The organism is Paraliobacillus sediminis, assembly GCF_003426055.1.
Genome location: NZ_QJSI01000001.1, coordinates 82,433 through 99,985, shown reverse-complemented (window position 1 = coordinate 99,985; position 17,553 = coordinate 82,433). Strand labels below are relative to the sequence as shown.

General features: G+C 34.1%; 14 protein-coding genes and 1 pseudogene. 5 read left to right on the top strand and 10 right to left on the bottom strand.

Going from position 1 to position 17,553, the window contains the following annotated elements; translation table 11 throughout:
- Positions 1-236 precede the first annotated feature (236 nt).
- The 5 genes from D2K60_RS00485 to D2K60_RS00465 all read right to left on the bottom strand — a co-directional run bounded on the left by D2K60_RS00485 (position 237) and on the right by D2K60_RS00465 (position 9,585).
- Complete coding sequence (locus D2K60_RS00485; RefSeq protein ID WP_162880654.1) at positions 237-2,015, bottom strand: HNH endonuclease; 1,779 nt, start codon at positions 2,013-2,015, stop codon at positions 237-239.
- A 479-nt stretch (positions 2,016-2,494) separates the two neighbouring features.
- The gene (locus tag D2K60_RS00480) at positions 2,495-3,253 is read right to left on the bottom strand and encodes an SIR2 family NAD-dependent protein deacylase (protein WP_240335200.1); all 759 of its coding nucleotides are present in this window, start codon (positions 3,251-3,253) and stop codon (positions 2,495-2,497) included.
- Positions 3,254-3,637: 384 nt separating this feature from the next.
- On the bottom strand, positions 3,638-6,802 hold the full coding sequence (locus D2K60_RS00475; RefSeq protein WP_117168039.1) for a type I restriction endonuclease subunit R: 3,165 nt from the start codon (positions 6,800-6,802) through the stop codon (positions 3,638-3,640).
- A gap of 13 nt (positions 6,803-6,815) precedes the next feature.
- Complete coding sequence (locus D2K60_RS00470) at positions 6,816-8,000, bottom strand: restriction endonuclease subunit S (RefSeq protein WP_117168038.1); 1,185 nt, start codon at positions 7,998-8,000, stop codon at positions 6,816-6,818.
- The gene (locus D2K60_RS00465; protein ID WP_117168037.1) at positions 7,990-9,585 is read right to left on the bottom strand and encodes a type I restriction-modification system subunit M; all 1,596 of its coding nucleotides are present in this window, start codon (positions 9,583-9,585) and stop codon (positions 7,990-7,992) included. The genes D2K60_RS00470 and D2K60_RS00465 overlap by 11 nt, the downstream gene beginning before the upstream one ends.
- A 462-nt stretch (positions 9,586-10,047) precedes the next feature.
- Here D2K60_RS00465 and D2K60_RS20800 point away from each other — a divergent pair.
- Positions 10,048-10,306 (top strand): annotated as a pseudogene (locus tag D2K60_RS20800) (ATP-binding protein); the annotation flags it as partial.
- Positions 10,307-10,480: 174 nt separating this feature from the next.
- On the opposite strand, the gene D2K60_RS00455 reads toward D2K60_RS20800, so the two are convergent.
- The 4 genes from D2K60_RS00455 to D2K60_RS00440 form a co-directional block, all read right to left on the bottom strand.
- On the bottom strand, positions 10,481-12,160 hold the full coding sequence (locus tag D2K60_RS00455; protein ID WP_117168036.1) for a hypothetical protein: 1,680 nt from the start codon (positions 12,158-12,160) through the stop codon (positions 10,481-10,483).
- The gene (locus tag D2K60_RS00450; protein ID WP_117168035.1) at positions 12,161-13,189 is read right to left on the bottom strand and encodes a dsDNA nuclease domain-containing protein; all 1,029 of its coding nucleotides are present in this window, start codon (positions 13,187-13,189) and stop codon (positions 12,161-12,163) included.
- Positions 13,190-13,606: 417 nt separating this feature from the next.
- Positions 13,607-14,086: a 23S rRNA (pseudouridine(1915)-N(3))-methyltransferase RlmH gene (gene rlmH / locus D2K60_RS00445; protein ID WP_117168034.1), complete on the bottom strand. Its 480-nt coding sequence runs from the start codon at positions 14,084-14,086 to the stop codon at positions 13,607-13,609.
- A 23-nt stretch (positions 14,087-14,109) separates the two neighbouring features.
- Complete coding sequence (locus tag D2K60_RS00440) at positions 14,110-14,559, bottom strand: MarR family winged helix-turn-helix transcriptional regulator (RefSeq protein ID WP_117168033.1); 450 nt, start codon at positions 14,557-14,559, stop codon at positions 14,110-14,112.
- Positions 14,560-14,703: 144 nt separating this feature from the next.
- On the opposite strand from D2K60_RS00440, the gene D2K60_RS00435 reads away from it, so the two are divergent.
- The 4 genes from D2K60_RS00435 to D2K60_RS00420 all read left to right on the top strand — a co-directional run bounded on the left by D2K60_RS00435 (position 14,704) and on the right by D2K60_RS00420 (position 16,453).
- Positions 14,704-15,126, top strand: coding sequence for an organic hydroperoxide resistance protein (locus D2K60_RS00435; protein ID WP_117168032.1), 423 nt, complete (start codon positions 14,704-14,706; stop codon positions 15,124-15,126).
- Positions 15,127-15,235: 109 nt separating this feature from the next.
- On the top strand, positions 15,236-15,661 hold the full coding sequence (locus D2K60_RS00430; protein WP_117168031.1) for a GNAT family N-acetyltransferase: 426 nt from the start codon (positions 15,236-15,238) through the stop codon (positions 15,659-15,661).
- Positions 15,661-16,104, top strand: coding sequence for an ASCH domain-containing protein (locus D2K60_RS00425; RefSeq protein WP_117168030.1), 444 nt, complete (start codon positions 15,661-15,663; stop codon positions 16,102-16,104). The genes D2K60_RS00430 and D2K60_RS00425 overlap by 1 nt, the downstream gene beginning before the upstream one ends.
- Positions 16,105-16,177: 73 nt before the next feature.
- Positions 16,178-16,453, top strand: a complete 276-nt coding sequence (locus D2K60_RS00420; RefSeq protein WP_117168029.1) for a hypothetical protein — start codon at positions 16,178-16,180, stop codon at positions 16,451-16,453.
- 445 nt (positions 16,454-16,898) lie between these two features.
- Here D2K60_RS00420 and D2K60_RS00415 read toward each other — a convergent pair whose 3' ends face one another.
- A complete protein-coding gene (locus D2K60_RS00415; protein WP_162880653.1) occupies positions 16,899-17,549 on the bottom strand; it encodes a methyl-accepting chemotaxis protein in 651 nt (216 codons plus the stop codon).
- Positions 17,550-17,553 lie beyond the last annotated feature (4 nt).

Below are 17,553 nucleotides of genomic sequence, written 5' to 3'. Positions count from 1 at the left end.
AATATTAGGAAATTACGTTAACAGGTTCTGCCTTAGGAAGAGAATTGAGAATTCACAAGTTGAACTCTCTAGTCAAAAATAGCACCATTTTAGAATGGTGCTATTTCAATTTCTAAAAGCTCATTTACTTGTGATACGGTTAACTGTACCAGTTTTCAGGGTAAAATAACTGAGAAAAAGGGTAGTGATAATCAACGATCTCTAACCTTCAATTCCATCGCAAATAGATTTGTTTCTTAACTATAGCATTCTACTACTTTAAATCTATTATAATCTTTAATAAATGGTTCAATAAATATTAAATAACTTTTTATTTCATCAATTTGGAGTTTTGAGGACATACATTTTAAATTTGAATATAACACTCTTAATAATATATCTAGTTTATTTCCTGATATTTTTAACGTATCATTTAAACTTAGAGAACTTATTTCCTCTAATATTGCTTCTTTAATCTCTTCCTTCTTCGTTGTTTTAGTTAAACCAAGTTTTGAACATATATAATGATAATCTGGATGATCACATTCTTTTAAACTAAGTAATATTGAATCATAAAGACCCCTAATATCTTTTCTCCGAAGACATACATTATTTGTAACTGAATAAAATAAGTTAAGTTTACTAACCAAGTCAATTAATTTATTTGAATCACCAATTTGTTCAATTGAATAATATCTTGATTCTCCAGTGGAGTAATATTCCTTAATATTAATTGATTCCTTAAACTCATCATATGACAATTTCCTTTTAAAAAATAACTTCGTTTTTTTAAAAGGCTTATTTCGATTATAAATCACATATGGTAAAAACTCTTCTGTTAACCAATCATACGTTTGTTGTACATTCCAATATTTTCTTAATTTATATTTGTTACTATGATTTATATCCCACCACACTAACCATACATAATTAGATGGTTCCCAACTATAACTATCTTCAATAAAACTATGTATAATACATTTATGCCCTTCATCGTACTTATTAGTTTTTTCTTTAATATAAACTTTCAGCATGTTATTACCTGAGGCATCAAAAATATTCCATTTAGTATTCCCCAATTCATAATCATTTCTTCTTGAAAACTCAAGCATAGAAGTCCATAAGTCTTTTTGGATCTTTACTAATTGGTACTTAGTTAAGTCATATTTATGAGGAATAAATTCATTTGCTTGTAGATAACTTTCTATATTTTCTAGAGCTGTTATATATTCTATTATAAATTTATCAATAACGTAACATAAGTTCTCCAACTCTTCTATATTCAGCGTAAACCTAGAATTCCCTATTTGTACTATATAACTGTCGTCGTTTATTTTAGCTATTATGTAACTCCTCATTTCAAATTCAATCGGAGTCTGACTTCCAGGATATAAATTTTTTAATATTTCTTTATGTCCTAAACTAATTGTAGTTCCCCTAATATAAAAACTATTAAATGTTAATAAACAACTTCCCCTGGGCTCTTTCACTTTAGGTAAGTGCCCTTCCAGCATTACTGTTTTATTTTTATATTGCACATAACTACTAATTTCTGTTTGACTTTTGAATTCTTGTACCCCGAAATCGGCTATATAATTATTAATTCTATCAACATACTGTTCTAAATTTATATCTCCATCTTTCAAATAGCTCCTTACCGCTTCAATATTAAGTGCATATTTAGATTCCTCTTCAAACCTTTTAATCTGTTTCTTTACATCTCTTAATTTATTTTTTGCTATTCTTAATAATTGTGCAGTTATTTCCCTAGGCGCCTGATTATTCCTCTTCTTATTATTGCATTTTCTATGAGCTGGCCTTAAATTTTCTAAACCATTTATATTAAAGTCCGCTGGTAATTCATATGTATTTGATAGTTCTTTGAACTTTTTATCATCTTTTCCTTCTGATTCAGCAATTATATGATCTATTTCCAATTCAGAATAATTGAATAAATCTTCGTGACAAATAGCACATCTTCTTTGATAAGCTTGCCATAGGGCATATCGAACGTCTGGTTGATCTTTTAAAGCCACTATTTAACTCTCCTCTCCATGCAATTATGAATAGCCTACCAGCCCATTTTTTTAACGAGCATTGGATCAAAATCTGTCTCTAACATTACCAGATAATTATTCGGGCTTTCTTCACAATCATGAGGTATATTAAAGTCTCGCTCTAATATTTCATGTGCTTCTTCCATCATGATTTTTAATAACGTAAAAGTTTAAGTGAATTTTAGATTATTCATTTTATACCAAGTCTTCTATTTTTCTTTCTAAATTAATAAGGTCATTCTGCTTTGAATAGTGATAAATTTGAATTAACATATCATTCGGTATTTCACTTTTTCTTTCATGCCAAGTTTTAGTGGCCGAATAACTATTCCCTCTAACCCTTTCATTTCTACTACTAACAAAATTCAAAACTCTACTTAATGAATTTACAGTTAATTGAAATAACCTTGGAGCCATCTTTAGGTATTCATATTGAACTAAAATATCCATTATAATATTTAAATATTTATCGTACATTTCAAATGCACCATAATCGTCTCATAAGGATATTCATTTTTCTCAGTATATATATTTTTAGACCAGTCGACTGATGTCAGAACATTCATATCCCCTAATGCATAGCCTAATATTAGCGTTGTTGACTCTCTTATTGTCATGGCTAGCTTAGACTGCCTATACTCATTAGGTCTAAATAATTTTATATAATCATCTTGAGTAACTATAATTGTTTCATAATCTAATCGAGTACCGTGAAGATGATAAATAGGAACTATATTTTTAGGAGCAGATAAATAATTCATTGGACTAAGGCTCTTACACTTACCTGTTAGGATAGTTTCTAGTACAAAATCATAATTAGTAGTTACAATCCATGCAGGATTAAGGATATCAAAGATTCCCCTATACTCTGCTGTCTTTTGTTCACTTGGTAGCCAATTTGACAAATTGCAAATTTCTTTTTTAAATAAGCGTTTTGCCTCTTCATAATCCTTACAAATGTTTAATGCTAATCTCTTGCAAATTAATGTTGCTAACTCTGGGAAAGAAACGCCAATTAATTCCTCATTACTAGGAAATTCAACTTCAAGCTTTTCACTAACTTCTTTTATTAAAGCTAACCAACCTAAGGCTTGAGGAGAGTCATCTCCTATCACAGCTTTAGAAAAACCAGCACCAATAAACATTCCCAAGTTACCATAGTTAAATGAATTAAATAGACTTTCGTAAACTGTTTCTCTAGAAATAACCTCATCCAATTTGTTATGCCCCTCAAATGTTTTTTTACCAACTGATGAATACTTTTTAGAAGTGCTTCTTTATGTCCATTAAATCGGATAGCCTATTAATTCTTTGTCACTCTAACTCCATCATCATAAGTTATGTAGCTAATCTATCGAACTAACCCTTAATCTTTCTTAATATCTGTTATACTTTTTCATTATACGTGGCCTTCTCAGTAATGTTTAGAACCAATGACAGTTATTATTTAATCGACAAAATAACAGATTTTACGGGTGGTGACAGTACCTGTGACACAAATCGCGACTTAGAATTTTAACTCCCATACAATATGCGTATGGGAGTTAAATCTATCTAGTTATTACTAAGTTTTTTTCTATTCTTCTTGACTTAATACTTCTTTACCGTAATTCATCATCTAGCGGTACAATTTCTTCATCTAAAACTTTCCGCCATGTACGTTTCATCATTTGTGGATATTTAAATGGTTTGACTTCTGGATGAAGTACTTTATACGCATCATAATCTTTACTCTCAATAACACTTTTCATATTCGGAATGGCATCCATACCAAAGATATACTGTATTGCTGAGGAATGTAATTCGTTACTAGATACACACCACGATTCACTAAACGCTTTAATCGTTAGGTTTTTCTTCTCCGTAAAGAATCGTCGCTTAACAGCAAAGATATCTTCCGTTTCATCAATGCCTTCTTGATCAATCGCATTTAGAATACTTCTATAAACATCTTTTACGCCTTCTGTCTTATTTAATTTGTTTAAGGCCTTTTCTATTTCTTCACGGACATCCGGACTATTGGCGGCATACGTGCCTAATAGTTGATCAATATATGCAGCGTCAATATCATATAGTTTAATGGAATGGTCGCTGTAGAAGGAAATTTCAGAGAAATCTGCTGAATCAGCATCCTCATCCGCAGGGTCTATGTCAACAAGTGAACCTTTTACTGTTTGATAAATACCCGCTTGTTCTTTCAAGACAAGTACTTGTTCTTGCAGGGTATCTGATTGTTCCATGTCATTGTTATAGTTATCGTAAGTCACCAAAGCTTCATAAGCATTATTTAATTCTTGGAAAGCTTTCACATACTCGACACGTGTCTCTAAGGGACTCTGATCATCAACATCACCGGGCACAAGCGTGAATTCTTTTAATTTTCGATAACTCTTTTTGAATCGTTTCTTAGATTCTTTATAAGTAGGGTAAATTAAACCTGATTCATCTTTCACTTCAGAATAGAGTTTCGTGGCTTTCTCGACGTTCTGTTCCATCTTATCTGGTTTACGGAAGGTCACAATAAGCCCTTTCGTCTTTTCTGGATAGGTTCGATTGGTTCTTGAGAAAGCTTGAATCAATCCCGCATATTCTAAATTTCGATCAACAAATAGCGTTTGAATAGTGGGGGCATCAAACCCTGTTAATAACCGGTCCACAACAATGACAAGGTCAACTTGACGCCCAATCTGTTTGAACTCCGCACGCTTTCTAGCTAAGCGGTTATTAATATCCCCGTTATAGCGTTCAATGTCTGCGAGTGTCCATGCCGTGTGATAGTAGTCATTGTAGTCTTGAATAATCTCTTGCATTTCCAGTTGTTTCGTGTCGGCATTGTCGGCGTTCTCATCGAGTGAATACGTAATCGCAATCCGAGGAAAATCGGGATCGTCCATCGTTCGTCCTTCACGAATTGGGTGGTCGTAAAACGTTTGCTTCATCCAGTCCGCATCTTGTGTCATCGCCTTAATCGCATGGTAGTATTTCTTTGCCATCGCAATCGAGCTGGTTGTTAAGATGGCTGACTTTGTTGGCTGGCCATTTCTAAAATCAAACTTTGTATAGGCATTATCCGGTCTTAAAATCTTACGAATCACCTTTTCAACATGGTCATCTTGTTCATAGGTGCTGTTGTCGATATAGGTTTCTTTTTCAATCCCGTCCATTTGGTCAATCACCTGATTAATGTCCTCTTCTGTTGCGGATGCATGCTTATCACTCACGCGGAGCTGTTTAAGAATCGTATTATCTAAAGATATCGGTTCAATCGTGTTTTCATGTTCGACTTGAAATCCTAAAACGGAACCGTCTTCTAAGGCATTTTTAATTGTATACGTATGTAAGACTTCCCCGTACTGGTCATACGTTGTCCTTGCCAGTTGTCCTTTGGCTTGTTTTTTATTTTCTTCAAAAATCGGTGTCCCGGTAAAACCAAACCAAGTTGAATTTGGAAAGAATGCTTTGGTTTCTTCCATATTCTCAGCACTTAAGGCACGGTGACATTCATCGACAATAAAGACAATGTGCTGGCCCATCAGTTTCTGGTAACGATTATTACCTTTTTGTTCTTCTTGTTTTTTGGCATATTTCAACGCTGCATCAAGCTTTTGACGGGTGGTCACAATCACGACATTGGAATTGGCATCAGCTAATAGGGTATCGCTCAATTCTTTAGAACTTCCTGTCCCTACAATCAAACTGTTTGCACGCATGTTGCCTGATGAGATCCCGGTATTGAACTCTGATGCGAACTTGGTAAATTCACTGGTGGTTTGGTTATCCAAGTCTTTCCGGTCGACCAACATAACCGTTCGATCAATCCCTGACTTTTTCGCCAAAAGTTTCGTCGCTACAAAACTGGTCAAGGTTTTACCTGAACCTGTCGCATGCCAGACATAGCCAGACTGATGCTTATTAGCAGCGGTAAAGAGTGCTTCAATCGCATGGACTTGATACGGATGTAAAACCATTAAGGTTCTATTATCTTGGTCTTCACTGACAATCGTGTAATTTGCAATCAAACGATGGGCGTCGGGAATATTTAAGACTTGTTTACAAAATTCATAAACGTTTTCAACTTTCTTATTATCTTTTGTCCGCCAGCTAAATAAGAACTTGCGGTGCATGTCTTTTGGCATTGCATTGGCAAAATAACGGGTTGTTTGTTCATTTGAAACAACAAATAACTGCAGGGTTGAAAAAATGTTATTTCTGAACATACCTTCTTCTGCGTATTTCTTAATTTGATTAAACGCCTGGTACACTCCATCTTTTGCGGTGACTTGTTTAAGTTCAATCTGAACGATTGGTAGCCCGTTGATCAATAACGTCACATCAAACCGGCGGTCTCGTCCATCTTCTCGATTGCTTTGTTTCGCAATTTGATTGACGACTTCATAACTCGACATGCCGCCTCCAATATCTTGATTCGAATAGAGAACGACAGACAATGTACCTAGACTGGTATCTTCTCGTTCAATCGTAATCCGAGCAATCCCGTTTTCCCCTTTCAACCATTTCGCAGCGTCAAAAGGCGTTTGTGTCCGTAGCAAAAGTTCCGTTTTGATGGAATCGAACTCTTTATCCGTTAAAGGGTGCTCTCCTAATTCAGATAAGTTATTTTGTATGATTTTTTTACGTAAGTTTTGCCATAGATCGGCTTCTGATTTTAAGTCTGATCGATATGTCCACTGATTGTGTCCTTCACCTAAGACATCAATCAAATGTGATTCGACTTCTGCTTCTATACGATGTGTTAAATTAGTCATATATGTCACCACCTTAGACGAACATTTTTTGTAGAAATCCTTTTTTGGTTTCTTTTAATAGTTCTAGTTCTTTCTCATGAAGAACTATTGTGTCATCAAGTTGTTTGAAAAAGGTGCCGATTTTTTGTTGTTCTTCAACATCACTTGGATATACTAATGTGATTTTTTTCAAATCCCCTAAATAAATTCCTGGTTGGGCAGATACAACTTGTCTATTTTTAAGCTCTTTTTGAAAACCAGAGCCTATAGCTAGCGTATATAAAAAGCGAGTTCTTATATCTGACGGTCTCAAATAAGCAACACTTCTTTGAAAAGTAATATTTGTTGGATCATTCAGAATTGCGACTTCTCCGATAGAACCAACAATTGTTAAAAGAATATCTCCCGACATTAACTTGAAATTTTTGTGAATTTTTTCATATTCTTCTTGAGATATCTTTCTATCACCTTCCGTTATTTTAACCTTTCCATTCTTTATATTTTTCGCACTTAAAAGATATGGTCCACTCTCTGCATTTTTATGAGTGCCGTGTGTCCCATCTTTAAGTAAAGTCAATTCATCTTCCAATTTACTGTTTTTCCAATCTCCCACAAAACCAGAAAACCTAACCTCCGGAACACGCTCCCCATCCTTCGGGAACATTTTTCGCAAAAATCCCTTCTTGCTATCTTTTAAGCGTTCTAGTTGGCGTTGCTGTAGGGCGATGGCGTCGTCGAGTTGTTTGAAGAATGTGCCGATTTTTTGTTGTTCATCTTCATTTGGAAAACCTAATGTTATTTTTTTTACAACCTGACCATTTAGTTTAGGTTGTGCTGTTCCACTGTTATATTTTTCATAATTTTGTTTCTCAAGAAGTTGAAGCAAAAACCTATTGGACCCATATTTTATTTTCATAATATGTGCATGGTTGTTCAACCAAAACTTCCCTTCAGTTATATACGCAATTGGGCTATTTCTAATAGTGATGTTAGCTCCATCTTCTGCCAATAGTACATACTCTCCATCAAAAATATATCCTTCAACATAATCTATAACTCCAGAAGCCCCATAATAAGGATACCTTCCACTTCGGCGTTTCCCAGAATCTATAGGTATTCGTTTTTCATCAAAAAAGTCTGCGACTTCCCCCAACTTACGTTGTTCCCAATCATCTGTAAACTCGGCAAACCTAACCTCTGGTTGCACATTACTCTTCATGGTTAAACACCTCTAATGCCCCTTTTATCCATTCAGCATCTTCTTCACTATATTGTAAGGATGAGATACTTTCAAAAAGACTTTTTTCTAACGCTTGTTTACTTTCACGGATTCCTTTGATCTCGTCACCGACAACCTTCATATCCACCGATAGTTCTTCTTCAAAGGTGTCGACATAGCGTGGGATATTTAAGTTATAGTCATTCGCTTTGACTTCTTCAAAGCTTGCAATATACGCGTATTTATCAATGCTTTCTCGTTTTTTATAGGTCTCAACAACCTTATCAATATTTTCTTTAGACAGTTTATTTTGGTTCTTTCCCTTTATAAATTCATGACTAGCATCAATGAATAACACATCACGTGCACTACGGTTTTTCTTTAAGACAATCACGGTGGTTGGAATCGATGTACCAAAGAATAAATTGGCTGGCATACCAATAACGGCATAAACACTACCGTCTTCTAATAATTTCTGACGAATCACACCTTCTGCGCCGCCACGAAATAGGACACCGTGTGGTAATACGATGGCCATCGTACCGGTCTCTTTTAAGTGATAATAGCCGTGTAAGACAAAAGCAAAGTCTGCTTTTGATTTAGGCGCTAATTTTCCATATCGATTAAAGCGTGAATCATCTAAGAATGTTTCATCGGCTGACCATTTCGCTGAATACGGTGGATTCATAATGACGGAATCAAAGGTATACGGTTCATCCGTTGGCCAATCTTTATTCAAGGTATCACCATTACGGACACGCATGTCTTCGGCTTCCACCCCGTGTAGGATTAAATTCATCTTGGCCAAGTTAAAGGTTGTCGTATTTAACTCTTGTCCATGATATTTTACTTTTTCCGGGTGATTGAGATAATTTTGAACATTTAGCATTAACGAACCCGATCCCATGGTCGGATCAAAGACGCTGAACAGCTTTTTGTCTTCTTGATTAATGGCCACGATTTGTGCCATCATATCTGAGACCATATGAGGGGTATAGAATTCCCCGGCTTTTTTTCCGGCCTCTGAGGCGAACTGACCGATAAGAAATTCATACGCATCGCCGATAACGTCACCTTCATGTTTGATGACATCAACATCATTTAATTTTTTCAACACTTCGGTGATGGTCACATTACGTTGCTGATCATCTGAACCTAGTTTTCTCGACTGTAAATCAACATCTTCAAACAGGCCATTAAACAAGTCATATTTCGTTGACAACTGGATAAACGCTTTATTTAATTCATTTAATTGGAAAAGGTTTTGTTTTGCTTGATTCGCTAAGACATTAAACAAATACGCTGGTTCAATATCATAACCTAACGTATCGATAATCGTTGCAATTAAATCTTCTTTGGTATCCTCATCAGCTAGTAGCTCTTGATATAATTCCGTTTGCTGATCCGGAGTCGCATATGTATCAAGTGATTCATCTGCCAGCTCAACCACTTGGATCAATAGCTTGTCCGATAGATATTTATAGAAGATCAATCCTAGTAGATAATTTTTGTACTCTGATGCGTCCATTTTACTGCGAAGATTATCCGCCGCACTAAATAATTTTTGATTTAATTCTGCTCCCATAATTTAACGCCTCTCTTTTACTAAAGTTTGTGGTGAAAATCATTTTTTAACTCTGTTAATCTTATCAACTTATAGTGCGTTTAATTTTCTATATCGCAAAGAGAAGCCTAGCTTTTCCGATATTTTTTATTTAAGGATCCTATCACTTTTCTTTTTTACACCTTATTAGTAATATAACATATTATTCTTGCACTAATTAACTTTGGTTTTTGTCCACTTTCAATTTCCTGATCATTTGTTATAATCTCCACGGTTCTTAAAATAATTGCTCAGTCATAGGAATTATAGTTATAGTTATATACTATTATTTCAGTCTGGTAATGCTCTATTACTCTGCCTAAACTAAAACTTTGTGAAACAGGTGTGGTTGAAGTTAATGGGTTTTATGAACACCACTCTTACTTAATTTTTATATTAGCTCTAAACACTTTTTTTACGAAAAGTACCAGACAATGTTCGTAACTAATTCTAAATGAATGGCCACTAACAGATTTATCAACAGATGAAGCAGCAATTCTACTAGAAATAACAGAAGCTCGCCACAAGGTAGCTTCAACAATATATTGTTCCAAAGTCGATCCTAGTGGATGACATTTGAAATGAGGGAATGAAACAATAGCAGAGGCTATTTTAGAGCAGAATTATCCATGAGTCTTATCATATTCTTATATATGGTAACGTTTCTATGCGTGAACGTCATGGAATAGGTCAAAAAATTTAATAAAAATAATTCGTAAGTGTTAAATGGAAAGCCCTACAGCAATTAAATGATAATCTGCAGGGCTTTTCTTATATGGTAAATGCAATTGGCGTAGTATCGTACATTCCTTGGCGAGGGTGGTAAAATCTAGTGATTATGATCAATCTAAATAAGAATTTCCTCAAATAATAGGGTTTATTCACCCTCTAATTCCTTAAAGTACTCCTCATAAGTTTCTTCATAGTTACTATTAAAAAAATTATAAGGTTCTGTTAAATTAATTCTGTTAAAATTATAATCTTTAATTATATTTAAAGTCTGCTCATTATTTGAAATGAATATAAAAGATTGAAAGGTGTTTTCTAATTTACTAAAAATAAATTGAGCAGTTTTCACAATTTCATCATTATTAAAATCGTCTTTTAGAAAAGTATCAATGAACATTGGTATGTCAATAATGTCTTTATTTTTAAGCGACATTTCATAAATGGTTAAATATTGAGCTATAAATGCCTGCACCTTGGATGCTCCCGATAGTCCAATCTCTACTGATTCCAAATTTGATGTATAATAGTTTTTATAAGAGAACTGAATATTTAAATCATTAAATGCTTGAATCATTAATTTCTTATACTCTAGTGAGACGTTTCTTTCATTTAATTTTTTTAGCCTCTCTTCAACTTCTTCTAGTTTAAATTCGTATTCTTTTCTTTGTATTTCTAATGTTATTATTTCTTCTTTTAGCTTAATATTAATGCGAGATAAAGCATAACTATCCGCTCTTTCTATTAATGACACTACAGTAGTATTAGCATTTAGTTTTTCTTCAAGGTTGTTTTGATCAACCTTTAATGTTTTAACTTGTTCCATTGATTCATTTATAGACTTTTCCGCCTCATTTAAGTGCATCTTAATCTTTTCTCTTTCATTTATTAAGTTTTCTCTTGTGAGTAACAGCCTATAATTATGTTCCATATTATTGTCAACTCTTTGATTACAAGTTGGGCACTCTTTTTCTATTTCTTTATTTATAATAGTTTCTATCGACACATCTAATTTGGAATGCATTTCTAATAAAGAATTTTTACTGTATATACTCTCATTAAGTTCTTCTTTTATTTTGTGCTCTGTTTCAATAATATTATTATATAAATTTAGGACCATTTTGTAATTTTCTTTAAAGTCCTCAACATCAATGCTTTCAATAATTTTTATATTCCTTATGTTCTCTTGAATTATTAGCTCTTTACCTCTAATAAGAGAATCAACTTTATGAAAATCAGCTTTCACCTTATTTTTTTCTAATTGAAGAGTGTAGTAATCGTTACTTCTAGCTCCACTGAAATACTCTAAAAGAATTTTTTTAATATTTGGTATAAAGTTTACTCCGTTAAATGTAGCAGCTAAATAGCTCTGCCAGCTATAATCTTGATCTGTATAAAATGGCAGAAAAATATGGTTAGGAAATAGCTTGGTTTCTACGTTTTCTTTACCAATGGTAACTAATCTTATACCTAATATCTCATTTAACTTATCTTTGAAACTTGTTGTATCGTAGTAGATATTATTATCATGCCTATTTTTCACTATTTTAAAATAGTTTTTTCCCTTTCCATCTTTTAATCTTCTTCTTATGAGAAGAAAATCATCGCTTTTAATAGAGAATTCAAGGATATAGATGTTGTCTGGATATTTTTTCAATAAATCGAAACTTCTTACATCACACCCCATAGTGAACAATATAGCTCTTGATAAAGTAGACTTCCCAGTATCTTTTTCTCCTACAATTAGATTAATATTGGAAGTGAACTCCTGACTGAAGGCTTTCTTATTTATTGGAGAAATAATTGAGAACTTATTAATAAAAAAATTCACTTAAACAATCTCCTTTACGACAAACAATAATATCAATACTTTTATTTCGTGATCATTTAATCTTATACAAATATCCTTAAAATAATCATTATTTTTTATTTTATCGAAAATTTCGTATAAATCATCCATACTTTTTAAATTAAAATATTCACTTATCTTTTGATAGTCTTTTAGAAGAGGATGATTAGTAATTTGTAGGAAACTGTTTATCTCAGAAAACATGAGACTTATTTGAATACTTCTTCTGTCTTTGTCATTTAACAAATGTGCACAGTCACTAAAGCTAACATCATTTTCTAAACTAGTATATTTATGAATCTCCTGGGTTAAAAAGGTATTCGTCAATTCAGACTTGTTTTTCCTAATTCTTCTTATTTCATAAGTGAGTGCATTATAAAGCGCAGTACTATTAATTTTATTATCCCCAAAAATTTCATTTATCGTATCTTCTATAAATATTCTAGTAACTTCTTCATGTCTAGATTTTGGTATTAATCTTGCTGCATATATTCTAGCCCACTCATAGTTATCAAATACTGTTGCATTAATTATTTCTTGTTTAACTCCCTCGCTTAATTCTTGAAAACATAATAGTTTTAAATTTTTAATGTCCTTTAAGTCCTTAGATAACTTTTTAGAAAACTCATTTGTTTCACAAACGAGTAAATGGCACTCTACCTTACTTTCTCCAATTTCTTTCTTTACCTTATTATAATTTATGTACATTTTTTCTATAATTGATAGACCCGTACTATCATTCTTTGTAATTCTAGAAGGCTTATATAATAGTTTTGGAGTTATATTATTGCTAACACTTTTGGCCTGATATAAATGAATTTTATCGCTTACTATTATAAAGTCTTCAATTTTCTCATATATTAATGCGAAATCTTTTTTATCTTTTAATTCATTAAATATTAAATATATCGCTGATGAGATCTGGAATTCAAAACCGTCTAATGCATTTTCTCCACCCTTTTCTTCATCTACTATAGCTAATAATTGTTTTGTTACTGAGTTTAAGATCATTCCATACCTCCTAATGCTCACGCATAAAGCTTTGCTAATTATTCCACTATTATACAGCAAACAACAAAAACAAATAGATATTTCTTTTTTGTTGTTTGCTCTAAATATTAAATTTCATAAAATTTCCTCTTCTTAAGGAGGTTTGAGTAATAAAAGACCTTTTCTTGTAAAATGTTGACCCTAACCCAATACCAGAAAAGGTGCCTTCCTTTGTCTTTACTCTATTCATATAGACTTTTATCAAGAATATCATTAGCAACTATTTTAAGACTGTCTCTACTCATCCGTCTCCAAATTTATTTTACCAATCTATGTATTTAGAAATTATGACTACTTTATTTATTTCCGAAGAGTAAGAAGCGTTTATTCCCGCACTACGCAATACGGGTCCCCTTATTTAAACTATAAAAACCTCATTTACTTATGGTACGGTTCCCCACGATTAATCCGATAAGCCCGATAAACCTGTTCCACCAACACCAAACGCATCAGTTGATGTGGTAGTGTCATTTTTGAAAAGGACAAAGCAAAGTCACTGCGACTTCTTACTGCTTCACTTAACCCAAGCGACCCACCGATCACAAAGGCAATTTTGCTTTTTCCGTGTGTTGCTAGGTCATCTAGTTGTCTGGCTAGTTGTTCGGAGGTGAGTTGTTTGCCTTTGATTTCTAATGTGAATACGTGTGTGTCTGGGTGAATTTTGGAGAGTATCCGTTCTCCTTCTTTATTGATGACTTCAAGCATTTGGGCTTGACTCAAATTTTCTGGTGCTTTCTCGTCAGCAACTTCGATAAGATTGATTGTTGCATAGGCACCTAGGCGTTTTACATATTCCTCGATGCCTTCCTTTAGGTATTTTTCTTTTAACTTGCCGACACTAATAATTGTAATGTTCATCGATTGCCCTCCAAGCTAGCCATTCATAGTCCCTTTGTATTTTGTTCATGCAGACTGTTTAACATTTTCATTAATGTTCGTTTTAGTTGTTCAAATTCTTCCGGGTCCACATCTACATTTTCAAGTAGCTTTGTAGGGATACAGGCTGCTTTCTCATGTGCTGCTCGTCCCTTTTCTGTTAAGGTTACGATCACTTTACGTTCATCCTGATCTGATCGCTCCCGCTTGATCCAATCATGTTCTTCCATCCGCTTCAGCATTGGCGTCAATGTACCTGAGTCTAAATACAGGCGATGTCCGAGCTCTTTTACAGAGATGGCATCCTTTTCCCATAATACAAGTAAGGCCAGGTATTGTGGATATGTTATTTGTAAGTCTTCTAGAAGCGGGCGATAGCGCTTCGTCATTTCACGTGTCGTTGCATATAGAGAAAAGCATAATTGATCTTCTAATTTTAAAATTTCATCCGACATTTTCATCACTCCTATTTCTATTATAACAAAAGATTTATTTGAACACTTGAACGGTAAAAGACTTTATGTTGCTTTTTTTATTTAGATTGTGTACAATTAAATTGTAGATAATATAATTATACCATAGAAACGGAGTCGATAAACATGTCAAACGCTCTTTATACTGCAAAATCAACTGCCGAAGGTGGACGTCAAGGTACGGTGAAATCATCAGATGGAACGTTAGATCTTACACTTTCCATGCCAAAAGGTCTTGGAGGATCAGAAAAAGCAGGAACAACAAATCCTGAACAACTTTTCTCTGCAGGGTATGCTGCTTGTTTTGATAGCGCAATTCAAATGGTGGCAGGCCAAGCAAAGAAAAAAATCAAATCGACTGTAACTGCTGAAGTAAGTATTGGTGCAGAAGAAGGCGGTTTTGGTTTATCCGTTAAATTACATGCTGCTATTGACGGTGTATCGCAAGATGAAGCTGTAGAATTAGTAAAAGCTGCTCACCAAGTTTGTCCGTATTCACGTGCTACACGTGGAAACATTGATGTTGAAGTAAGCGCAAAAGCTTTATAAGGTAAAGAGCAGAAGACTCCAATCGGTCTTCTGCTTTTTTTGTTTACAAATTGTAGGATGTAGACCATACTTAAATTAACAGAAAACTTTGTAAAGGTGGTCACAGATTATGATACAAGCATTACATACAGAAGATGAAGTACTTGCAGCATTTCCAGTTATGAAACAGTTGCGAACACATCTTGATCAAACAACGTATCTCGCTTTGGTTAAAGAAGCGCAAGAAGTAGATCAATACCAAATGGCTGCTTTATATGATGCGAATGAAATCGTTGCAGTCGTTGGTTTCAAACCGATGATCACACTCTATTATGGCCGTTTTGTCTGGGTTTGCGATTTAGTAACGGCGACAGATAAACGTTCGAATGGATATGGTGAAAAGTTATTAACGTATGTCGAAGAGTGGGCGAAGCAAAATTCTTATGAATCCGTTGCACTATCATCTGGTTTACAGCGAACAGACGCACACCGATTTTATGAAAAGAAAATGGACTATGATCGTGCTAGTTATGTGTTTAAAAAGGCGATTAACTAATGAAGCAGAAAGTAGTAGATTTTTGGAATGATTATTGGAAAGACAAAGATGTGCAAGCACCCGCTACTTATACGGCTTGGCAATTCGGCACTGATCCTGATACATTAGCCAAACTTGTTTCCGATAAAATAAAAACAGCAACATGCTCTGCCCATATCTTTTATCAAGTTGAGAAGGAGCCGCTTCCTAAAGTTGGCGACTATAGTGTTGTCCTAAATAGTCTGGATGATCCCGTTGTAATTATTAAAACGACAGATGTAACCCTTGCACCTATGAATCAAGTACCAGAAGAATTTGCTATTGCCGAAGGAGAAGGCGACAGAACTTATTCTTATTGGTGGCATGCACATGAGACGTTTTTTACAGAGGAACTTCGAACATTAAATATGGTATTTAAAGAAGATATGCTACTGGTTTGTGAACGCTTTGAGGTATTAATTTAGTGGCTCATACATATCTATAACTTTTCAAGGAATGCTATTAGATGTACTTTCTAAATAATTGGAGGACATCTATATGGCAGAAGAGAACTTACATTTTCAATTACAAGAAGTTAGTAGACAAATTCAAGCAGCGCAACATGATGTGATGCAGGCGCAAGGAAAAGACCCTCAATTACTGCAACAAGCAAAGGAACTGTTACAACTAGCTGAAGATGCCTTGCAAAGTACGCGTGAACAAGCTGGCACGGAGGCAACAGAGAATCCACAATTCCAACAAGCTGCTGAAGAGCTCCACGATATCCGGCAACAAGTCCAAGAAGCACAACAAAATAACAGTGATGTTTTATAGGAGACCTCTATATAGAGGTTTTCTTTTTCTTTTGAAAAAATAAACCGACTTAAAGTTGAAACTTTTCAAGTGAGTTACTTTACTTTTGTTTATCTTACTTTTTACTTTATTAAATACAGTCGTTGAATCCCACACATTCAAACCAAATTACCCTTCTTGATATGTTTGATCATTTGTATCAATTACAAATACGTAGTGGAGATGGTCCATTTTTGAGCCCCTTAGAAATAGCTCTTGGAACTGCCATTAGTAGGGAAGGAGGCAACCGCATCTCGTTACTCAAACCCTCTTTTTGGAATTTCACTTTATCTCTTACTCAAAATTATAAAGTTGCGGTCCTTGATAAAAACAAGGACCGCAACTTTATATATACTACCAACATCGATTGTCTTTTAATCATGTTGGCAGAATGCTGCACTACTATTACACTTTTATTATCATAGAATTATAGTTTAAAGCGTGCAATTAGACTATTTAATTTCTCAGCTAGTTTAGCAAGTTGATTGGAGTTTCCAGAAACTTCCTCCATTGAACTACTTGTTTGTTGAATAGATGTTGCTGTTTGATGAATTCCTGCGGCAGATTCTTGTGAAACAGCTGCTATATCATCTATTGAATTACTCATTGACTTATTGCTTTCCACAATATTTAATAGACTACCTGAAGTTAGTTTTACGTTACTAGCCATAGTAGTTAAGGATTGGTTAATTATCTCAAACTTTTCGCCCGTTGAATTTACTCGATTCATTCCATCTTCAACCTCTTTGTACCCTTCTTGTAAGGAAGTAGTAACTGCATTTGTTTCATTTTGAATACTGGACACAATTTGGGTAATATCCGTGACAGATAGAGATACTTGCTCTGCTAACTTTCTAACTTCATCAGCAACAACCGCAAAACCTTTTCCATGTTCCCCAGCACGAGCTGCTTCAATAGCTGCGTTCAAAGATAGTAAATTGGTCTGATCAGCAATTCCTTTAATAACACCTACTAATTTTGTTATTTTTTGAGATTGTATATTCAAACCCTTCATTTTAGAAACCGCATCTTTTACAATATGATCTATCGCAGTCATTTGTTGAATAGATGCATGCATTAAT